The following is a 15,495-nucleotide window of genomic DNA, read 5'->3' on the forward strand; positions in this document are numbered from 1 at the left end:
GCGCAAGGGCCGCTTGCGTCGCGACCGCCCCATTACCCTTTCCTGAACAAGAGGCTTTCATGGCAAACCAAGACATCACGTTCATCCCCGACCCGGACGCGGACTCCATCTCTTCCGACGTCGCCGGCTTCGGCGGCCTGCTGGTTTCCACCCAGATCCCCACTCGCCCTGACGGCAGCCTGGAACTGGGTGACATCACCTTGCAAAGCGAATGCACATTGCAGGCACTCAAGACTGCCCTGGAAGGCGCCGGCAGTTCCATGGACCGGGTCTTGCACCTGACCATCTACCTCACCGACATGGCCGACCGTGCGGCCTTCAACGAGGTGTATCAGCGTTTCTTCGCCAAACCCTGGCCGGTACGCGCCGCAGTGGGCGTGGCGGCGCTGGCGGTTGAAGGAATGCGAGTGGAAGTGACTGCGATGGCGGCCAAAGGCTGAGGTTACGGCTGTTTTTGATCGTTCCCACGCTCTGCGTGGGAATGCATCCCGTGACGCTCTGCGTCACCTTCCAGAAGCGGAACGCGGAGCGTCCCTGGCGACGTTCCTACGCAGGAGCGTGGGAACGATCGATAATCCAAAGTGCCCTTTATGGCGAGGGAGCTTGCTCCCGCTCGGCGGCGCAGCCGTCGCAAACTCAGGTTCTTGATGAGCTCAAACCCGCCGGACCTGTCCCAAATGTGCGATTTCCACGAAAACAGTCATTTGCGCACCTAGCCCAAGCCTCGGCGCCTGTCTAAAGTGCGGCGTTTTCCACCCTCGCGGGCGTATTTATGAATCTCTGGTTCCGACTGTTGCTCATGCTGTTTCGTCGTCCCTGGCGCAAGCCGACCGGCCCCCTGGATACCACCGTGGTGCGCATGCGGGTGTGGCCGTTGGACCTGGACCTCAACCGCCATGTCACCAACGGCCGCTATTTCACCCTGGCCGACGTAGGGCGTATGGATTACGTGCTGCGCAGCGGCGCCTACAAAGTGGCCTTGCGCAACAGGGCAGTGCCGATCGTGGGGGATGTGTGGGGTAAGTTCCGCCGGGAGCTGAAGCTGTTCGAAGCGTTCGAGGTGCACACCCGCCTGCTGGGCTGGGACGAGAAGTGGACCTTCATGGAACACCGCTTCCTGAGCCAGGGGCGCGTGGTGGGCGTGGTGATGATGCGCGGCCTGTTCCGTTCGGCCCAAGGCACGATTGCACCGGGAGAGTTTATTCGCGCACTGGGGTTGGCCGAACACTCACCGGCCATGCCCGAATGGCTCAGCGCCTGGTCGCAAAGCTGCGATGACATGAGCCTTGGGCTTCGGGAGGAGGAAAGTGCTCGTACTGTTGACTAGCAGTGACTGGATCAGATCGATCCGCGCCAGCCGGCACTGCACATCCCTCCCCCACAACAGCGTGAGTCTTACTGAACGGTTTTCAGCTTGACCACATCACCGGACACCTTGGTGGTGTAACCGGTCAGGACCCAGGCCCAGAACCAGTCTTCCTGCACTTGGGTGTTGATCATGGCATCGCCGCCCTTGGCCAGGATCGCGGCATTCTGAGCGCGCACGAAACGGTTGTTCTGGCGGATCGGGATCATGCCGAACAGCAGCAGGCCGGTGGCTTTCGCTTCACTGTGGCCGACCACGGTGTATTGGCTGCTGTCGTACTGCTTGGTTTTCATCGGGGTGCCGGTGCAACCCGCCAAGGCCAGGCCAACCAGTGCGCAGGCGACAATTTTGCTGAGGTGGTTCATTGAATACTCCATGAGAAAACGCCCGGGATCCATCTCTCGGGCGGCGCGTACTCTAACCGATCAGCGTCAAATTGACATCACTGCGCTCAACCGACCGCAAGGCTCAGCGCAGAGCCATTCGTCAGTTGCCTCTGCAGCTAAACAGGCCCCCGTCGATACCATGGACACTGTGCCACGGAAGGTAATCTTGCCCATTCCGGCTGATGAGTAATGGCCGGTTCCGTCGGAGCATTGACCATGATCGATTTGACTGTCTGGAACATCACCCTGCCCGTGCAGACCCCGGCGCAAGTCGTGGCGACCAAGGCCATGCCGACGCTGCAGAACAAGTATTTCAACCGCTCCGGCGAGCGGATTGTCTTCTGGGCGCCGGTGACCGGCTCCCACACCGGTAAAAGTGACTACCCGCGCTCCGAATTGCGCGAAACCACCAAAGACGGCAAGTTGCGCAACTGGCGTTACAACAGCGGCGTCAATACCCTCAAAGGTACTTTGGCGGTGAACCAGGTCCCTTCCGAGGGCCGTGTAGTCGTGGCGCAGATCCACGCCAAGGATGCCCCTACGCCGCTGTTGAAACTGGTGTATCGCTACGCCAAGGGCACCGGCAACATCGATGTGGAATATCGGGTAAAACCCAAGGACAAGAAGAGCCCGGTGATCTATACCGTGCCAAAAGTGGCACTGAACAAAACCTTCAGCTACTCCCTGCAGATGGACAAGCAAGGCAAGCTCACGGTGCTGATCAACAACGTTGGCAAGCAGGTGAAGCTGGACCGCGCCTGGCATGGCTACAACTTTTACTTCAAGGCCGGCGTCTACACCCTGGACAACGTCGGTTCTTCCAGCGAAGGCGGGAAAGTGACCTACACCAAACTGGACGTCAGCCATAAATGACTGACGTCCAGCCCCTCAGGCCTTTGAAGCGGCAACGACCGCCTGCCGGCCGTTGAAGGTAAACAGGAAGCAGACAAACACCAGCAGCGCAAAACCGGCCGGGAACAACCAGATGCTCTTCCACTCATGGCCGCCGTCCACGGCATAGTGATCGGTCACCTGCCCCGCCACCCAGAAGCCGATCAGCATGCCCACGCCATAGGTCGCCAACGTAATCAGCCCCTGGGCCGAGCTGCGAAAACGCTCCGGCGCCTTGGCATCGGTGTAGATCTGCCCCGAGACAAAAAAGAAGTCATAGCAGATGCCGTGCAGGGCAATGCCGGTGAAGAGCATGAACGCCAGGTCGCCGTTATTGCCGTAGGCGAACAGCACGTAACGCAGTGCCCAGGCCAGCATGCCTACCAGCAGCGCCAACTTGATGCCAAAGCGCTGGATGAACAGCGGCAACAGCAACATGAACAGCACTTCGGAGACTTGCCCGATGGCCATTTTTGCCGTGGGATTGGTCATGCCGGTTTCGGCCAGGAACGGGTTGGCGTTCTGGTAATAGAAGGCCAGGGGGATGCAGATCAGGATCGAGGCGATGAAGAACACCAGGTAGCTGCGATCCTTCAACAGGCCCAAGGCATCCAGGCCCAGCAGCTGTTTGACGCCACCTGCGCTCGCTTGCGCCTTGAGCGGTGCGGTGGCCGGCAACGTGAAGCTGTAGAGTCCCAAGACCAGCGAGGCGATGCCGGCCATCAGGAAAGTATTGCGCAAGCCGCCCGCCGAGATCGCTTCGCGCGAATCCCAGGCAAACACAAAGCTGATCACCACGCCGGCGACGATCCAGCCGATCGTGCCCCACACCCGGATACGGGAGAACTCCAGCGCCGGGTCGCGCATCTGGCGGAACGCCACGGAATTGACCAGGGCCAGGGTCGGCATGTAGATCACCATGTACGCCAGCACGTACGGGTAGAACACGCTGAAATCCGCCGCCGCATACAGCTGATACAACAACACCGCGCCCAACAGATGCAGCACCGCCAGGATGCGTTCGGCATTGAAGTAGCGGTCGGCGATCAGGCCGATCACGAAGGGGGCAATGATCGCTCCCCAGGACTGGGTGGAGAACGCCATGCCGATCTGCCCACCGCTGGCGCCCAGGGTGCTGGACAGAAAGGTCCCCAGGGTGACGAACCAGCCACCCCAGATAAAGAACTGCAGAAACATCATCACGCTCAAGCGTGCGTTCATCGTGGTCATGACAGTCACCGTTTTATTGTTGTTCTTGTGAAGAAAAATGCTCAGAAGCGCTGTTGTGGCGAGCCGCTGTGGGAGCAAGGCTGGCCCGCGATGGCCGCGCCGCGGTCCAACCGTTGAGCCGCGTTTTCGTTCATCGCGGGCCAGCCTTGCTCCCACAATGAGTTTGCTCGCCATAGGGTTTTGGGTTGGGCCGGTTACCTCAACAGGCCCAACAACCGCCGGTTGGAATCTTCATCGGCCGTTACCCCGGCAAAATCGTCAAACGCCTTTCGGGTCTTGCTGATCATGTGTCGCTCAATGAACGCCGCGCCTTCTGCAGCACCCTGTTGTGAGTCCTTCAGGCAACACTCCCATTCCAACACCGCCCAGCCGCTAAAATCGTATTGAGTGAGTTTGCTGAAGATCGATTTGAAATCGATCTGGCCATCGCCCAGCGAACGGAACCGTCCAGGACGATCGACCCAGCCCTGATAGCCGCCGTACACACCGGAACGGGCGTCGGGCCTGAACTCGGCGTCCTTGACGTGGAACATGCGGATACGCTCGTGATAGCGATCGATGAAGCCCAGGTAGTCCATCTGCTGCAGGAGCAGATGGCTGGGGTCGTAGAGAATCGCTGCCCGAGGGTGATGATCGACGGCCTGCAAAAAGCGCTCGAACGAGGCGCCATCGTGCAGGTCCTCACCCGGATGGATCTCGTAGCACAGGTCAACACCGGCTGCGTCGAAGCAGTCCAGAATAGGCAACCAGCGTCGGGCCAGTTCGGCGAATCCCTGCTCCACCAGGCCAGAGGGGCGTTGCGGCCACGGGTACAGGTACGGCCACAACAGCGCACCGGAAAACGTCGCATGGGCGGTGAGGCCCAGTCGCTGGCTGGCGCGGGCGGCGAGCTTCAATTGCTCTATCGCCCATTCGGTCCGCGCCTGGGGCTGACCGCGCAGATGGGCCGGGGCGAAGTCGTCGAACAGTGCGTCGAACGCCGGATGCACCGCCACCAACTGGCCTTGCAGGTGCGTCGACAACTCACTGATCTGGACACCGGCCTGGGCACAAATGGCCTTGAGTTCGTCGCAGTAGTCCTGGCTCTCGGCGGCGCGGGCCAGGTCGATGTATTGCGTGCCCGACGTCGGCAGTTGAATGGCCTTGTAACCTTGTGCGGCCGCCCATTGGGCGATGTTCGCCAGGGTGTCGAACGGCGCGTCGGCGGACATGAACTGCGCCAGGAAAATACCTGGGCCACGCAGGCCTGTCGGTGTTTGGGCAATGGGATTCACGGCGGGGCTCTCCTGATTCATTGTGTGCAGGCCAGTGCGGTCCACTTGGTATCGCCGCGATGGTTGGCAATGGCCGCTTCGATAAAGGCCATGCCCCGCAGACCGGTTTCGATGCCGGGTACGCCGGGGGCGTCTGGCCCTGGCGCGGCGGCCCGTATGGCACGGGCAAAATCGCCATAGAGGTTGGCCATGGCTTCCAGATAACCTTCAGGATGCCCGGCCGGCAGCCGCATCCGTTGGCGGGCGGCCTCACACAGCCAGGACTGGCCCACACCGGACCGCAAGACTCGCAAGGGTTGGTCGATGGGACGATGGATCAGGCTGGCCGGTTCTTCCTGGCGCCATTCCAATCCACCCTTATCGCCATACAGACGGATTTTCAGCGGGTTCTCTTCACCTGCGCAGACCTGACTGGCAATCAGCACGCCGCTGGCACCACCGGCCATGCGCAACAGCATCGCCGCGTCGTCGTCCAGTTGCCGACCCGGGATGTGGGTGCCCAACGCCGCGCATATCTGCTCGATGGGTTGGTCGGCGACGAACTCCACCAGGGAAAACGCATGGGTGCCGATGTCGCCAATGCAACCACCCAACCCTGACTGTTGAGGATCGTCGCGCCAACCGGCCTGTTTGTTGCCTTGCCCGGCGACGTCCTGACTGAGCCAGCCCTGGGGGTATTCGACCAGCACTTTGCGCACCGCACCGATCACGCCGGTACGCACCATCTCTCGGGCCTGCCAGACCATCGGATAACCCAGGTAGGTGTGAGCCAGGCCGTAGAGCCGGCCGCTGCTTTGAAGCACTTGCTTGAGGGCCAGCAACTCACGCAGGTTCATAGCGGCGGGCTTTTCACTGAACACATGAAAACCCGCCTTCAGCGCCTGGTTGGCGATGGGGGCGTGCAGATGATTGGGAGTGACGATGACCAGCAGTTCCATGCGCAAGTGGGCCGGCAGCGCCGCTTCGCTGTCGAGCATGCCTTGCCAATCGCTGTAGCAACGGGACGCGGCCAGCCCCAGGGCCGCGCCGGTCTGCTGATTGTTGTGCGCATCACGGCTGAACGCACCGCACACCAGTTCAAAACCACCGTCCAGACCCGCGGCCTGACGGTGGGCCTGGCCGATGAAAGCGCCCTCTCCACCGCCGACAAAGCCCATTCTTATTTTGGCTGCTACAGGATTCATCGCGACTCTCTTATGCTGGGACTGATGACAATGTAACCGGTTACATCATGGCGGAAATCTAGGCTCAGTTTTGCGGCATGTCAAACCCGTTGGCACATGCATGAGCATTTGTGCGACGCGCAACCTGCGGTAAGCTCCCCAACCGTGCCGGCATTCCTGGCGCCGAATCGAGGTGATTTTGTCCAATATCCGTGAAGTAGCCCGGCTGGCCGGAGTTTCGGTGGCCACGGTTTCCAGAACGCTGAAATCTCCCGAACGGGTGCTGCCCCAGACTCGCGACAAGGTTAACGCGGCGGTGGAACAGGCCGGTTATCGGCCCAACCTGATGGCCGTGCAGTTTCGCTCCCGGAGAACCGGCAACCTGGTGATTCTGGTCCCGACCATCGCCAACACCTTTTTCGCCCGGGTCATCAGCGGGGCCCAGCAGGCTGCGCAGGCGGCCGGTTATCGACTGCTGTTGTGCGACACCCAGGGTCAGGAAGAGATCGAGCGCGAATTTGCCGCCCTCGTCTACGCGCACCAAGCCGACGGGGTGATCCAGTTGCGCGCGAGCAACCCTTTCGAATCGCTTCCCGCGGGCGCCGAATCCTTGCCGCTGGTCAACGCCTGCGAAGTGGTCAAAGGCGCCCCCTACCCGACCATCAGCCTCGACAACCGGGCCGCCGCCCAGGCCATGACCGAACACCTGATCGGGCTCGGCCACCGGCGCATCGGCATCATCAAAGGGCCCCGAAGCAGTCCCCTGACCCTGGACCGCGTAGCCGGTTATCAGGATGCACTGCACCAAGCCGGTATCGCCGCAGACCCTGGCCTGATCTGTCACGGCGACTTCACGTTGAAGGCCGGTTACGACGGGGCCGGCGCGATGCTGGAGCTGGCCGAGCGCCCCAGCGCGCTGTTTTGTGAAAACGACGAGATGGCCATTGGCGCGCTCAAGCGCATCAAGCAAATGGGGTTGCGGGTGCCCGAGGACATTTCACTGGTGGGTTTTGATGACATTCCTTTCGCCGCCTACTGTGATCCGCCGCTGACCACTCTCTCACAACCTGCCGAAACCTTCGGCCAGCGGGCGGTGCAAATGCTGATCGCCCTGATCGAGAAAACACCGCTTGCCGAACGGCATGTCGTGCTGCCGTTCGAGTTGACCGTGCGCGGCAGCAGCGCTGCGCCAGGCCCGGCGTTTAACAAAGATGCTTGAAAAAAACGACGCCCGTCACCTTTTGATGCGCTATTGACTCGCCACCTGCCGGTCCGTTTCGACTACAGTGGCACTACTCTGCATAAAGCCATAACAAGACGGAGAGTTTCCCATGCGAGTCAACAAGCGCTTCACCCTTCTGGCCGCCGCGGCAGCACTGGTGGTCACGACCACAGCCCAGGCAGCACCGGTGTACATCAACATCCTGACGGGGGGCACCAGCGGGGTTTATTACCCGATCGGGGTCGGCCTGTCGCAGATTTACAGCAACGGGATCGAAGGCTCCAAGACGTCGGTACAGGCCACCAAGGCCTCGGTGGAAAACCTCAACCTGCTGCAGGCCGGTCGCGGTGAGCTGGCGCTGGCGCTGGGCGACTCGGTGGCGGACGCCAAGAACGGCGTGGAAGATGCCGGTTTCAAAGCCCCTCTGACCAAACTGCGGGCCATCGCCGGCGCCTACCCCAACTACATCCAGATCGTTGCCAGCCAGGAATCGGGGATCAAGACCCTGGCCGACCTCAAGGGTAAATCCATCTCCGTGGGGGCGGCCAAATCCGGTACCGAGCTCAACGCGCGGGCCATCCTCAAGGCCGCAGGGTTGAGCTACAGCGACATGAAGGTCCAGTACCTGCCGTTCGCCGAATCGGTAGACCTGATCAAGAACCGTCAACTGGATGCCACGCTCCAGTCCTCCGGGCTTGGGATGGCGGCCATTCGTGACCTGGCCTCGACCATGGCGCTCAACTACGTGTCGATCCCGGCAGACGTGGTGGCGAAGATCGGCAACCCGGCCTACCAGAGCGCAAATATCCCGGCCAATACCTACGACGGCCAGGCCGAAGCCGTGCCGACCGTGGCCATCACCAACATCCTGGTTACCCGCGCGGACGTCTCGGACGAGGTGGCCTATCAGATGACCAAGCTGATGTTCGATAACCTCACCCGCCTGGGCAACGCCCATTCGGCGGCCAAGGACATCAAGCTGGAAAATGCCGCGAAGAACCTGCCTATCCCGCTGCATCCCGGTGCCGAGCGCTACTACAAGGAAGTCGGCGCGCTGTAGACCGACCCGGTGCAGCGGCGATGATCGCCGTTGCACCCTCCTGGTTCGCACCTTCGATGTAGACAAGAGGCTTTCAGTTAATGAGTGAAATTCAGCACGGTCTTCCCTCCGACCCACGAGACTGGCCCAAGACGCTGTTCTACGTGGCCCTGCTGTTTTCTGTATTCCAGATCATCACCGCCGCCTTCTCCCCCATTTCCAGCCAGGTGCTGCGTGCCGTGCACGTGGGTTTCCTGTTGTGGGTGGTGTTCCTCAGTTACCCCGCCTATGGCGCAAGCCGCCCCTGGCAACCTCTGGCATGGCTGTTGTCCCTGGCCGGCGTGGCCACGGCGGTGTATCAGTGGGTGTTCGAAGCCGACCTGATCCAGCGTTCCGGTGACCTGACGTCCGCGGACCTCATCATCGGTATCGTTTTGATCGTGCTGGTGTTCGAAGCGGCCCGACGGGTGATGGGGATTGCCCTGCCGCTGATTTGCGGGCTGTTCCTGACCTATGGGCTGTTCGGTGAATACTTGCCAGGCGACCTGTCCCATCGCGGCTACGGCTTCGATCAGATCGTCAATCAGTTATCCTTCGGCACCGAAGGCCTGTATGGCACGCCCACCTACGTATCGGCCACCTACATTTTCCTGTTCATTCTGTTCGGTTCCTTTCTTGAAAAGGCCGGAATGATCAAGCTGTTCACCGATTTCGCCATGGGCCTGTTCGGCCACAAGCTCGGCGGCCCGGCCAAAGTGGCGGTTGCCTCCTCTGCCTTGATGGGCACCATTACCGGTTCGGGCATCGCCAACGTGGTGACCACCGGGCAATTCACCATCCCGCTGATGAAACGCTTCGGCTACAAGGCCGCGTTTGCCGGCGGCGTGGAAGCCACCTCGAGCATGGGCAGTCAGTTGATGCCGCCGATCATGGGCGCCGTGGCGTTCATCATGGCCGAGACCATCAACGTGCCATTTGTTGAAATCGCCAAAGCGGCGTTGATTCCCGCGTGCCTGTACTTCGGCTCGGTGTTCTGGATGGTTCACCTGGAAGCCAAGCGCTCCAACCTCAAGGGCTTGCCCAAAGACCAATGCCCCAGCGCGCTGGGCGCCGTCAAAGAGAACTGGTACCTGCTGATCCCACTCGCCGTGCTGATCTACCTGCTGTTCTCCGGTCGCACGCCGCTCTTTTCCGGCATGGTCGGACTGGCACTCACTGCCATCGTGATTCTCGGCTCGGCGATCATTTTGCGGGTGTCGAGCTTTGCAATGCGCTGCGCTTTCTGGATCGCCCTGGGCATCTTGTGCGTGGGCTTTTTCCAGTTAGGCATTGGCGTCATATTTGCGGTGATCGCAGTGTTGGTGGCGATCTGCTGGTTCATCAAAGGCGCACGGGAAACCCTGACGGTTTGCCTGCACGCACTGGTGGACGGCGCACGACATGCGGTGCCGGTGGGGATTGCCTGCGCCCTGGTAGGGATCATCATCGGCGTGGTGTCGTTGACCGGTGTGGCGTCAACCTTCGCCGGCTACATCCTGGCCATCGGCAAGGACAACCTGCTGCTGTCGCTGATCCTGACCATGCTCACCTGCCTGGTGCTGGGCATGGGCATCCCGACCATTCCCAATTACATCATCACCAGTTCGATCGCCGCGCCCGCCCTGCTGGAACTGGGCGTGCCACTGATCGTGTCGCACATGTTCGTGTTCTATTTCGGCATCCTCGCCGACCTGACGCCGCCGGTCGCGCTGGCCTGCTTCGCCGCTGCGCCCATTGCCAGGGAAACGGGGCTGAAAATCAGCTTCTGGGCGGTGCGCATCGCCCTTGCCGGTTTCGTCATTCCATTCATGGCGGTCTATAACCCGGCGCTGATGCTCCAGGGCGACAGCCTATGGATGACCGCTTACATGCTGATCAAGACGATGCTGGCGGTCGGGCTGTGGGGCATGGCGTCCACCGGCTACCTGCAACAGAAAATGCCGATCTGGGAACGCCTGATGTGCTTTGCCGCCGGGGCTTTGCTGGTCGTGGCGCTGCCGCTGACCGATGAGATCGGCTTCGTGGTGGGGGCTCTGCTGATCTTTCAACACGTATGGCGCTCGCGGCGCACCGGACGGGCCTTGGCGTGATCGGTTTGTGCCTGGGCCTGGCCGGTGCGGTCTGGGCCCAACTTCCTGTCACGGATTTCACCCTGGCGTGGAATCACACCATCGAGAAAATCCGCTGGGAGGAAGATTACCGCGTGACTGAACAAGGCCTGGTTCTGGGCGAAGCCAGGGTCAAGGGCAACGGCGCCGGCATGGAAGTTCCGGACGGTGCCCGGTTGAAAAACGGCAGCTGGCACTATCAGCGCCAGTTGCCGCCCCTGCAACCGCTGAAACTGGGGCGAACACCCGAAGCGGGTGATTACCAGTTGTGCGTCGACGGGGCTTGCCAGCCGATGGGCCACTGGCTCGGGCCGCCCAAGGCAAGTCAGCCAACGGTGGAATTGTGGAGTTGCGGATAACCAGGTCCCCTGGTCCAAACAGAACTCTGTGGCGAGGTTTTTTTGTGGGAGCAAGCCTTGCTCCCACAACTGCCCCCTCACCACAATCAAACCCAGGGTCTGAAGGTCAGTCACTCACGCAAACGTCGCCCCACGGGTATTCACAAACAGTGCATACAACGAGTGGCTGCCGGCCATGAACAGGCGATTACCCTCCCGTCCGCCGAAGCAGACGTTAGGGCAACGCTCCGGCAGGGAGATGTGGCCGATAGCCTTGCCCTCGGGGTTGAACACTCGCACACCGTCGAGCTTTTCCAGGTCGGCCTTGGGATCGCCATTACCGCCCCACCCGCACCAGAGGTTGCCACTCTCGTCGCATTTGAGCCCATCGATGGCCGCGTAATCCAAGCCTTCGATGTGCTTGCGCCGTTCGCCCAGGGTGCCATCGTCCTTGACCGTGATCGCCCACACCAGGCGGTTCGGCTTGGCCCGGCCTTCGACCACGTAGAGGATCTTCTCGTCTGGCGAAAAGCACAGGCCGTTGGGCCCTGCCATGTCGTCGATCACTCGCGTGACCTTGCCGGTTTCACCGTCGATGCGATACACCGCGTGGGGCTGGGCAGGGGCGACTTTATGCCCTTCGTAGTTGTTGCCGGTCTGGAACGGTGGATCGGTGAACCAGACAGAACCGTCGCGCTTGCACACGATGTCGTTGGGCGAGTTGAAAGGCTTGCCCTCGAAACTGTCCGCCAGCACGGTGATGGTGCCGTTGTGCTCGGTGCGGGTGACGCGCCGGCCTTCAGTCGACGTGGTGGAGCCTTCGCAGACCAGCAAGCGCCCTTGGCGATCGCGGCACAGGCCGTTGGAAAAGTTGGAGTTCTCGCGGTAAACCGACAGGCTGTCGGTGACTTCATCCCAGCGCATGATGCGGTTGTTGGGAATGTCACTGACCAGCAAATAACGACCGTCGCCGACCCACACCGGCCCTTCCGCCCAGCGCAGGCCGCTGGCGAGCTTTTCAACACTGGCGTTGAACAGCCGCAGGTCCATGAAGCTGGGGTCGAGGATCTTGATCAGCGGGTCAGGGTAGCGCTGGCTCAAGGGTTCTGCCTGAGTCAGCCCGGGCAGGTTGCCCAGGGTTGCGGCGGCGGCCGAAACCACCAAGGATTTTTTCAGGAATACCCGGCGGCCCTGATGGGCAGTCGTTGCAGGTTGCGAAGCATCCATCGTGCGTCTCCGTTAATTATTATTGGACGGCGACGACAGTTTTACTCCGTGATAGGACATCGTACAAGTATGCGCTCTGCCCTGTGCAGGAAAAAATTCAGTTGGCGTGGAGCGGGATCCGTACGGTGAAGGTGGTGCCCGATCTGGCCTTGGAATGAACCTCGATAGTGCCCTTATGGGCGGATACGATGGCGGACGCGATGTGCAGGCCCAGCCCGAGCCCAGCCGCAGAGCCATACTGCATATCACCGCTGCGCAATTGCCGGACCATCGGGTTGAAGATGCTGGCAATGGCGTCCTTCTCGATAAGCTTGCCCTGGTTGTTGATGGCAATCACCGCCGTATCCTCTTCGGTACTCAACGAAACAGTAATCGGCGCACCCTCGCTGCCATGCTGGACGGCATTGCCAATCAGGTTGGCGAACACTTGCTCCATACGCGCCTGGTCAAACAGGCCTTCAAGGGCGCCCGTCGTTTCAAAGATGATTCTGCTTTCCGGATGATAGGCCCGCGCCTCTTCCACCATGCCCTCGCAGGCCGCTACCAGGTCACCGTTGAAGCGCTGCACCGGAATGCCCGCCCCCAGTTGGGTACGGGTAAAGTCCAGCAGATCGCCGACAATCTTGTTGGCCCGTTTGACGCTGGTGTAGATGCGCGAAGAGATCTTGGTGGCTTTGGCGGGCAAGTCGCCTGCCCGCAGCAGCACTTCGGAACTCAGCAGGATCGCGCCCAGGGGGCTGCGCAAGTCATGCCCCAGAATCCCGAGGAAGATATTGCGGCCCGCATCGACGGCGCCCGAATAGCTGACCACGGACTCCGCCAGGGCCTGGTCTACGGCCTCGTTGAAGCGGATCACGTCGGACACCACTTGCTCGTGGTCCAGTTGGGTCTGCGGCATCCAGAGCATCAGCACGCTGGTGCGCAGCGCCCGGTATTCCGAAACCATCTGCTCCACCGTAAACCCCGAGGACTGGCGAATGACCGCATGGGTTTCGGCTGCGGTTTCAGCCTCTACCGCCGGCGCATCGCCCTGGGACTTGGCGATCTGTTCCTTGACCGTCTGCGGGGTGCGCAGGTCAGCGGCAATGGTGCGCAGCATCTGCTCGGCGTGATCGCGCAGAGCCACCGAATCCATGCCATGGGAGGCGGGCGTGATGGTTTTGGCGAAGTCTTCCCACGCCTGAAGAATCGGCTCGATATTGTCGAGGATGAAATCAGCCAGGCGCATGGGTTGCTCCGCAGAAAGGGATTATCGAGGGTCAGTGTCGCAACAACGCATGGGCTGCCGGCCTCGGTTCCATTGTTGTACAGCAAACCGAGGGGGCTTTGTGATTCATCGTGGCGCGCGCGCAGCTGACGCCACACCGCGTAGGCGCTTGAATGAACAGCCTTGCGCCAAAATAGGGCACTTGTCTCTTGCAACGCTATACGGTACAAATCCCTTTTGATGTTGTACGACAACCTATAACTATATTAGCCGTTCCGAAGCGTCTTGCTTCGGCGGCCTCCCTTTGAGACCCCCTGCCATGACCCGCTCCACGGCTGCACCTGACACCCCCACTCCGCTCCCTCGGCACCTCGCCGTGCTGGTTCTGCTGTGCATGGGATGTGCCTTCGCCGGCAACCATGTCGCCGCCAGGGCAGCATTTGATGACGGTGCCGGGGTCTTGCTGGCGATCCTGCTGCGCTCGGGCGGCACCTTGCTGGTGCTGGCCGCAATGGTGCTCTGGCAACGCCAGAACCTGCGCCTGCCGCAGGGGGTCTGGCGCTGGCAATTGGCTCTGGGGCTGTTGATTGCCGCCCAGAGTCTGTGCCTGTATTCCGCCGTGGCTCGGGTCCCGGTCGCCCTGGCGCTGTTGGTGGGCAATGTCTTTCCGATCCTCTTGGCGTTGCTGACCTGGGCGCTCGGCGGGCCACGCCCGACCGCGCGCACTGCCGCGTTGATGGGCATGATTCTGGTTGGCCTGGTGTTCGTGCTGGAAGTACCGGCCCGGCTGTCATCGCAAGAAAGCGTCGGCCCGCAGTGGTTGCTGGGCGTGGGCTTGGCCTTTTGTGCCGCCTGCGTGTTCGCCTGCGCGCTATGGATCACCGATCACAAACTGTCCCAGGTGCGCGGGTCGGTCCGCAGCCTGCTGACCATTTTCATCGTGTTCAGCAGCGTCAACCTCGCCGGCCTGACCGGCGCCCTTCCCGGTGGCTTCGACCTGCCGGCCACCAGCACCGGCTGGTTTGCCCTGGCGACCCTGGTGGTGCTCTATGGCACCGGGTTTATCGTGCTATTCATTTCCGTGCCCCGCCTGGACATGCCGCGCAACGCCCCGGTGATGAACATCGAACCGCTGGCGACCCTGCTGATCGGCTGGCTGGTGCTGGACCAGATGCTCAACCCGGGCCAGGTGATTGGCGGCGCGATTGTGGTCACCGGCATCGTATTGCTGACGTATCGCAAGGTCGAGCGCATCAAGGCACCGGTTGCCGAAGCCGCTGGACGCAGCTGAAACACATCAGCATCCATCGCCGCTGTGTGAGAGCAAAAGCTGCTCCCACACACGCTTCAGGCCGGCCGACGCACCGCCCTCACCTTCGCGCTATTGCCACCGCCGCAAAAGAACCGCTCGCCGCCGTCTGACTCAAGCCCCGACACGCCAATCCCCGGCGGCATGGTCACGCTTTCCAGCACTTCTGCGGTTTGCGGGTCGATGCGCCGCAGATCGCTTTCATCGTTTTCCCAGGTGCCGTGCCAGAGTTCGCCGTCGACCCAGGTCACGCCCGTGACGAAGCGGTTGGATTCGAGGGTGCGCAGGATCTTGCCAGTGGAGGGATCGATCTGGAGGATTTTGCGCGCCTTGTACTGGCCGACCCAGAGTGATCCTTCGGCCCAGGCCAGTCCTGAATCATCACCACTATTGGGCGCCGCAATGGTCGCCAGTACCTGGCCGTTGCGCGGGTCGATCTTGCGAATGGTGTCTCCGGCGATCTGGAACAGGTGTTCACCGTCAAAAGCCGTTCCGGCGTTTGCCGGAACGTCCAGCGAACGCAACGTCTGCCCGCTGGCCGGATCGAGGGCATGCAGCTTGTCGCCGGAAGCGAACCAGACGAGCTCGCCGTCATGACTGACACCATGCACGCAATCGACGCCGGGAAAAGGGCCGTATTCACGCAGGATCTGCGCATCTGAACGTTTCATCTTGCAAGCCTCCTCGTTGGGGTGT

The 15,495-nt window shown here is 61.4% G+C and carries 15 protein-coding genes; 8 read left to right on the forward strand and 7 right to left on the reverse strand.

Translation table 11 applies throughout. The features are described from left to right. Positions 1-59 precede the first annotated feature (59 nt). Positions 60-440 (forward strand): RidA family protein, encoded by a 381-nt coding sequence (locus PSEUDOMOFG3G_RS16415; RefSeq protein WP_047227689.1) that lies wholly within the window; start codon positions 60-62, stop codon positions 438-440. A gap of 332 nt (positions 441-772) precedes the next feature. Next, a complete protein-coding gene (locus PSEUDOMOFG3G_RS16420; protein ID WP_047227690.1) occupies positions 773-1,327 on the forward strand; it encodes a thioesterase family protein in 555 nt (184 codons plus the stop codon). Positions 1,328-1,395: 68 nt separating this feature from the next. Here PSEUDOMOFG3G_RS16420 and PSEUDOMOFG3G_RS16425 read toward each other — a convergent pair whose 3' ends face one another. Next, a complete protein-coding gene (locus tag PSEUDOMOFG3G_RS16425) occupies positions 1,396-1,731 on the reverse strand; it encodes a lipoprotein (protein ID WP_047227691.1) in 336 nt (111 codons plus the stop codon). A gap of 237 nt (positions 1,732-1,968) precedes the next feature. Here PSEUDOMOFG3G_RS16425 and PSEUDOMOFG3G_RS16430 point away from each other — a divergent pair, with 237 nt between their 5' ends. After that, entirely contained in the window at positions 1,969-2,625 is a 657-nt protein-coding gene (locus PSEUDOMOFG3G_RS16430; RefSeq protein ID WP_047227751.1) for a polysaccharide lyase family 7 protein, read from the forward strand. Positions 2,626-2,640: 15 nt separating this feature from the next. On the opposite strand, the gene PSEUDOMOFG3G_RS16435 is transcribed toward PSEUDOMOFG3G_RS16430, so the two are convergent. The 3 genes from PSEUDOMOFG3G_RS16435 to PSEUDOMOFG3G_RS16445 form a co-directional block, all read right to left on the reverse strand. Further along, positions 2,641-3,873, reverse strand: a complete 1,233-nt coding sequence (locus PSEUDOMOFG3G_RS16435) for a nucleoside permease (RefSeq protein ID WP_139050634.1) — start codon at positions 3,871-3,873, stop codon at positions 2,641-2,643. Positions 3,874-4,067: 194 nt separating this feature from the next. Next, entirely contained in the window at positions 4,068-5,168 is a 1,101-nt protein-coding gene (locus tag PSEUDOMOFG3G_RS16440; RefSeq protein WP_139050635.1) for a sugar phosphate isomerase/epimerase, read from the reverse strand. After that, positions 5,165-6,331, reverse strand: coding sequence for a Gfo/Idh/MocA family protein (locus PSEUDOMOFG3G_RS16445; protein WP_139050636.1), 1,167 nt, complete (start codon positions 6,329-6,331; stop codon positions 5,165-5,167). Before PSEUDOMOFG3G_RS16445 ends, PSEUDOMOFG3G_RS16440 begins: the two co-directional genes overlap by 4 nt. Before the next feature lie 178 nt (positions 6,332-6,509). Here PSEUDOMOFG3G_RS16445 and PSEUDOMOFG3G_RS16450 point away from each other — a divergent pair, with 178 nt between their 5' ends. The 4 genes from PSEUDOMOFG3G_RS16450 to PSEUDOMOFG3G_RS16465 all read left to right on the forward strand — a co-directional run bounded on the left by PSEUDOMOFG3G_RS16450 (position 6,510) and on the right by PSEUDOMOFG3G_RS16465 (position 11,077). After that, on the forward strand, positions 6,510-7,529 hold the full coding sequence (locus PSEUDOMOFG3G_RS16450) for a LacI family DNA-binding transcriptional regulator (protein ID WP_139050637.1): 1,020 nt from the start codon (positions 6,510-6,512) through the stop codon (positions 7,527-7,529). A 112-nt stretch (positions 7,530-7,641) separates the two neighbouring features. Further along, positions 7,642-8,592: a TAXI family TRAP transporter solute-binding subunit gene (locus tag PSEUDOMOFG3G_RS16455; protein WP_047227696.1), complete on the forward strand. Its 951-nt coding sequence runs from the start codon at positions 7,642-7,644 to the stop codon at positions 8,590-8,592. Positions 8,593-8,672: 80 nt separating this feature from the next. Further along, a complete protein-coding gene (locus tag PSEUDOMOFG3G_RS16460) occupies positions 8,673-10,700 on the forward strand; it encodes a TRAP transporter permease (RefSeq protein WP_139050638.1) in 2,028 nt (675 codons plus the stop codon). Next, positions 10,697-11,077, forward strand: coding sequence for a DUF1850 domain-containing protein (locus PSEUDOMOFG3G_RS16465; protein WP_139050639.1), 381 nt, complete (start codon positions 10,697-10,699; stop codon positions 11,075-11,077). Before PSEUDOMOFG3G_RS16460 ends, PSEUDOMOFG3G_RS16465 begins: the two co-directional genes overlap by 4 nt. 114 nt (positions 11,078-11,191) lie before the next feature. On the opposite strand, the gene PSEUDOMOFG3G_RS16470 is transcribed toward PSEUDOMOFG3G_RS16465, so the two are convergent. Next, the gene (locus tag PSEUDOMOFG3G_RS16470) at positions 11,192-12,283 is read right to left on the reverse strand and encodes an SMP-30/gluconolactonase/LRE family protein (protein ID WP_047227698.1); all 1,092 of its coding nucleotides are present in this window, start codon (positions 12,281-12,283) and stop codon (positions 11,192-11,194) included. Positions 12,284-12,380: 97 nt separating this feature from the next. After that, positions 12,381-13,511 carry a sensor histidine kinase gene (locus PSEUDOMOFG3G_RS16475; protein WP_076385451.1) on the reverse strand — a complete coding sequence of 377 codons (1,131 nt, stop codon included), beginning with the start codon at positions 13,509-13,511 and terminating at the stop codon, positions 12,381-12,383. Between the two features lie 298 nt (positions 13,512-13,809). Between PSEUDOMOFG3G_RS16475 and PSEUDOMOFG3G_RS16480 the strand changes: the two genes are divergently transcribed. Further along, complete coding sequence (locus PSEUDOMOFG3G_RS16480; RefSeq protein ID WP_076385453.1) at positions 13,810-14,781, forward strand: DMT family transporter; 972 nt, start codon at positions 13,810-13,812, stop codon at positions 14,779-14,781. Between the two features lie 56 nt (positions 14,782-14,837). Here the strand turns inward: PSEUDOMOFG3G_RS16480 and PSEUDOMOFG3G_RS16485 are convergent, their stop codons facing one another. Then, positions 14,838-15,470, reverse strand: a complete 633-nt coding sequence (locus tag PSEUDOMOFG3G_RS16485; protein ID WP_107322306.1) for a DUF5074 domain-containing protein — start codon at positions 15,468-15,470, stop codon at positions 14,838-14,840. Positions 15,471-15,495: the final 25 nt, after the last annotated feature.

The organism is Pseudomonas sp. FG-3G, assembly GCF_901007645.1.
In the GTDB taxonomy this organism is placed as follows: Bacteria; Pseudomonadota; Gammaproteobacteria; order Pseudomonadales; family Pseudomonadaceae; genus Aquipseudomonas; species Aquipseudomonas rhizophila.

What these genes read in the sequence shown, in the direction of transcription:
- PSEUDOMOFG3G_RS16415 (WP_047227689.1), top strand. Translation starts at nt 60, where the DNA reads ATGGCAAACCAAGACATCACGTTCATCCCCGACCCGGACGCGGACTCC.
- PSEUDOMOFG3G_RS16420 (WP_047227690.1), top strand. Translation starts at nt 773, where the DNA reads ATGAATCTCTGGTTCCGACTGTTGCTCATGCTGTTTCGTCGTCCCTGG.
- PSEUDOMOFG3G_RS16425 (WP_047227691.1), bottom strand. Translation starts at nt 1,731, where the DNA reads ATGAACCACCTCAGCAAAATTGTCGCCTGCGCACTGGTTGGCCTGGCC.
- PSEUDOMOFG3G_RS16430 (WP_047227751.1), top strand. Translation starts at nt 1,969, where the DNA reads ATGATCGATTTGACTGTCTGGAACATCACCCTGCCCGTGCAGACCCCG.
- PSEUDOMOFG3G_RS16435 (WP_139050634.1), bottom strand. Translation starts at nt 3,873, where the DNA reads ATGACCACGATGAACGCACGCTTGAGCGTGATGATGTTTCTGCAGTTC.
- PSEUDOMOFG3G_RS16440 (WP_139050635.1), bottom strand. Translation starts at nt 5,168, where the DNA reads ATGAATCAGGAGAGCCCCGCCGTGAATCCCATTGCCCAAACACCGACA.
- PSEUDOMOFG3G_RS16445 (WP_139050636.1), bottom strand. Translation starts at nt 6,331, where the DNA reads ATGAATCCTGTAGCAGCCAAAATAAGAATGGGCTTTGTCGGCGGTGGA.
- PSEUDOMOFG3G_RS16455 (WP_047227696.1), top strand. Translation starts at nt 7,642, where the DNA reads ATGCGAGTCAACAAGCGCTTCACCCTTCTGGCCGCCGCGGCAGCACTG.
- PSEUDOMOFG3G_RS16460 (WP_139050638.1), top strand. Translation starts at nt 8,673, where the DNA reads ATGAGTGAAATTCAGCACGGTCTTCCCTCCGACCCACGAGACTGGCCC.
- PSEUDOMOFG3G_RS16470 (WP_047227698.1), bottom strand. Translation starts at nt 12,283, where the DNA reads ATGGATGCTTCGCAACCTGCAACGACTGCCCATCAGGGCCGCCGGGTA.
- PSEUDOMOFG3G_RS16475 (WP_076385451.1), bottom strand. Translation starts at nt 13,511, where the DNA reads ATGCGCCTGGCTGATTTCATCCTCGACAATATCGAGCCGATTCTTCAG.
- PSEUDOMOFG3G_RS16480 (WP_076385453.1), top strand. Translation starts at nt 13,810, where the DNA reads ATGACCCGCTCCACGGCTGCACCTGACACCCCCACTCCGCTCCCTCGG.
- PSEUDOMOFG3G_RS16485 (WP_107322306.1), bottom strand. Translation starts at nt 15,470, where the DNA reads ATGAAACGTTCAGATGCGCAGATCCTGCGTGAATACGGCCCTTTTCCC.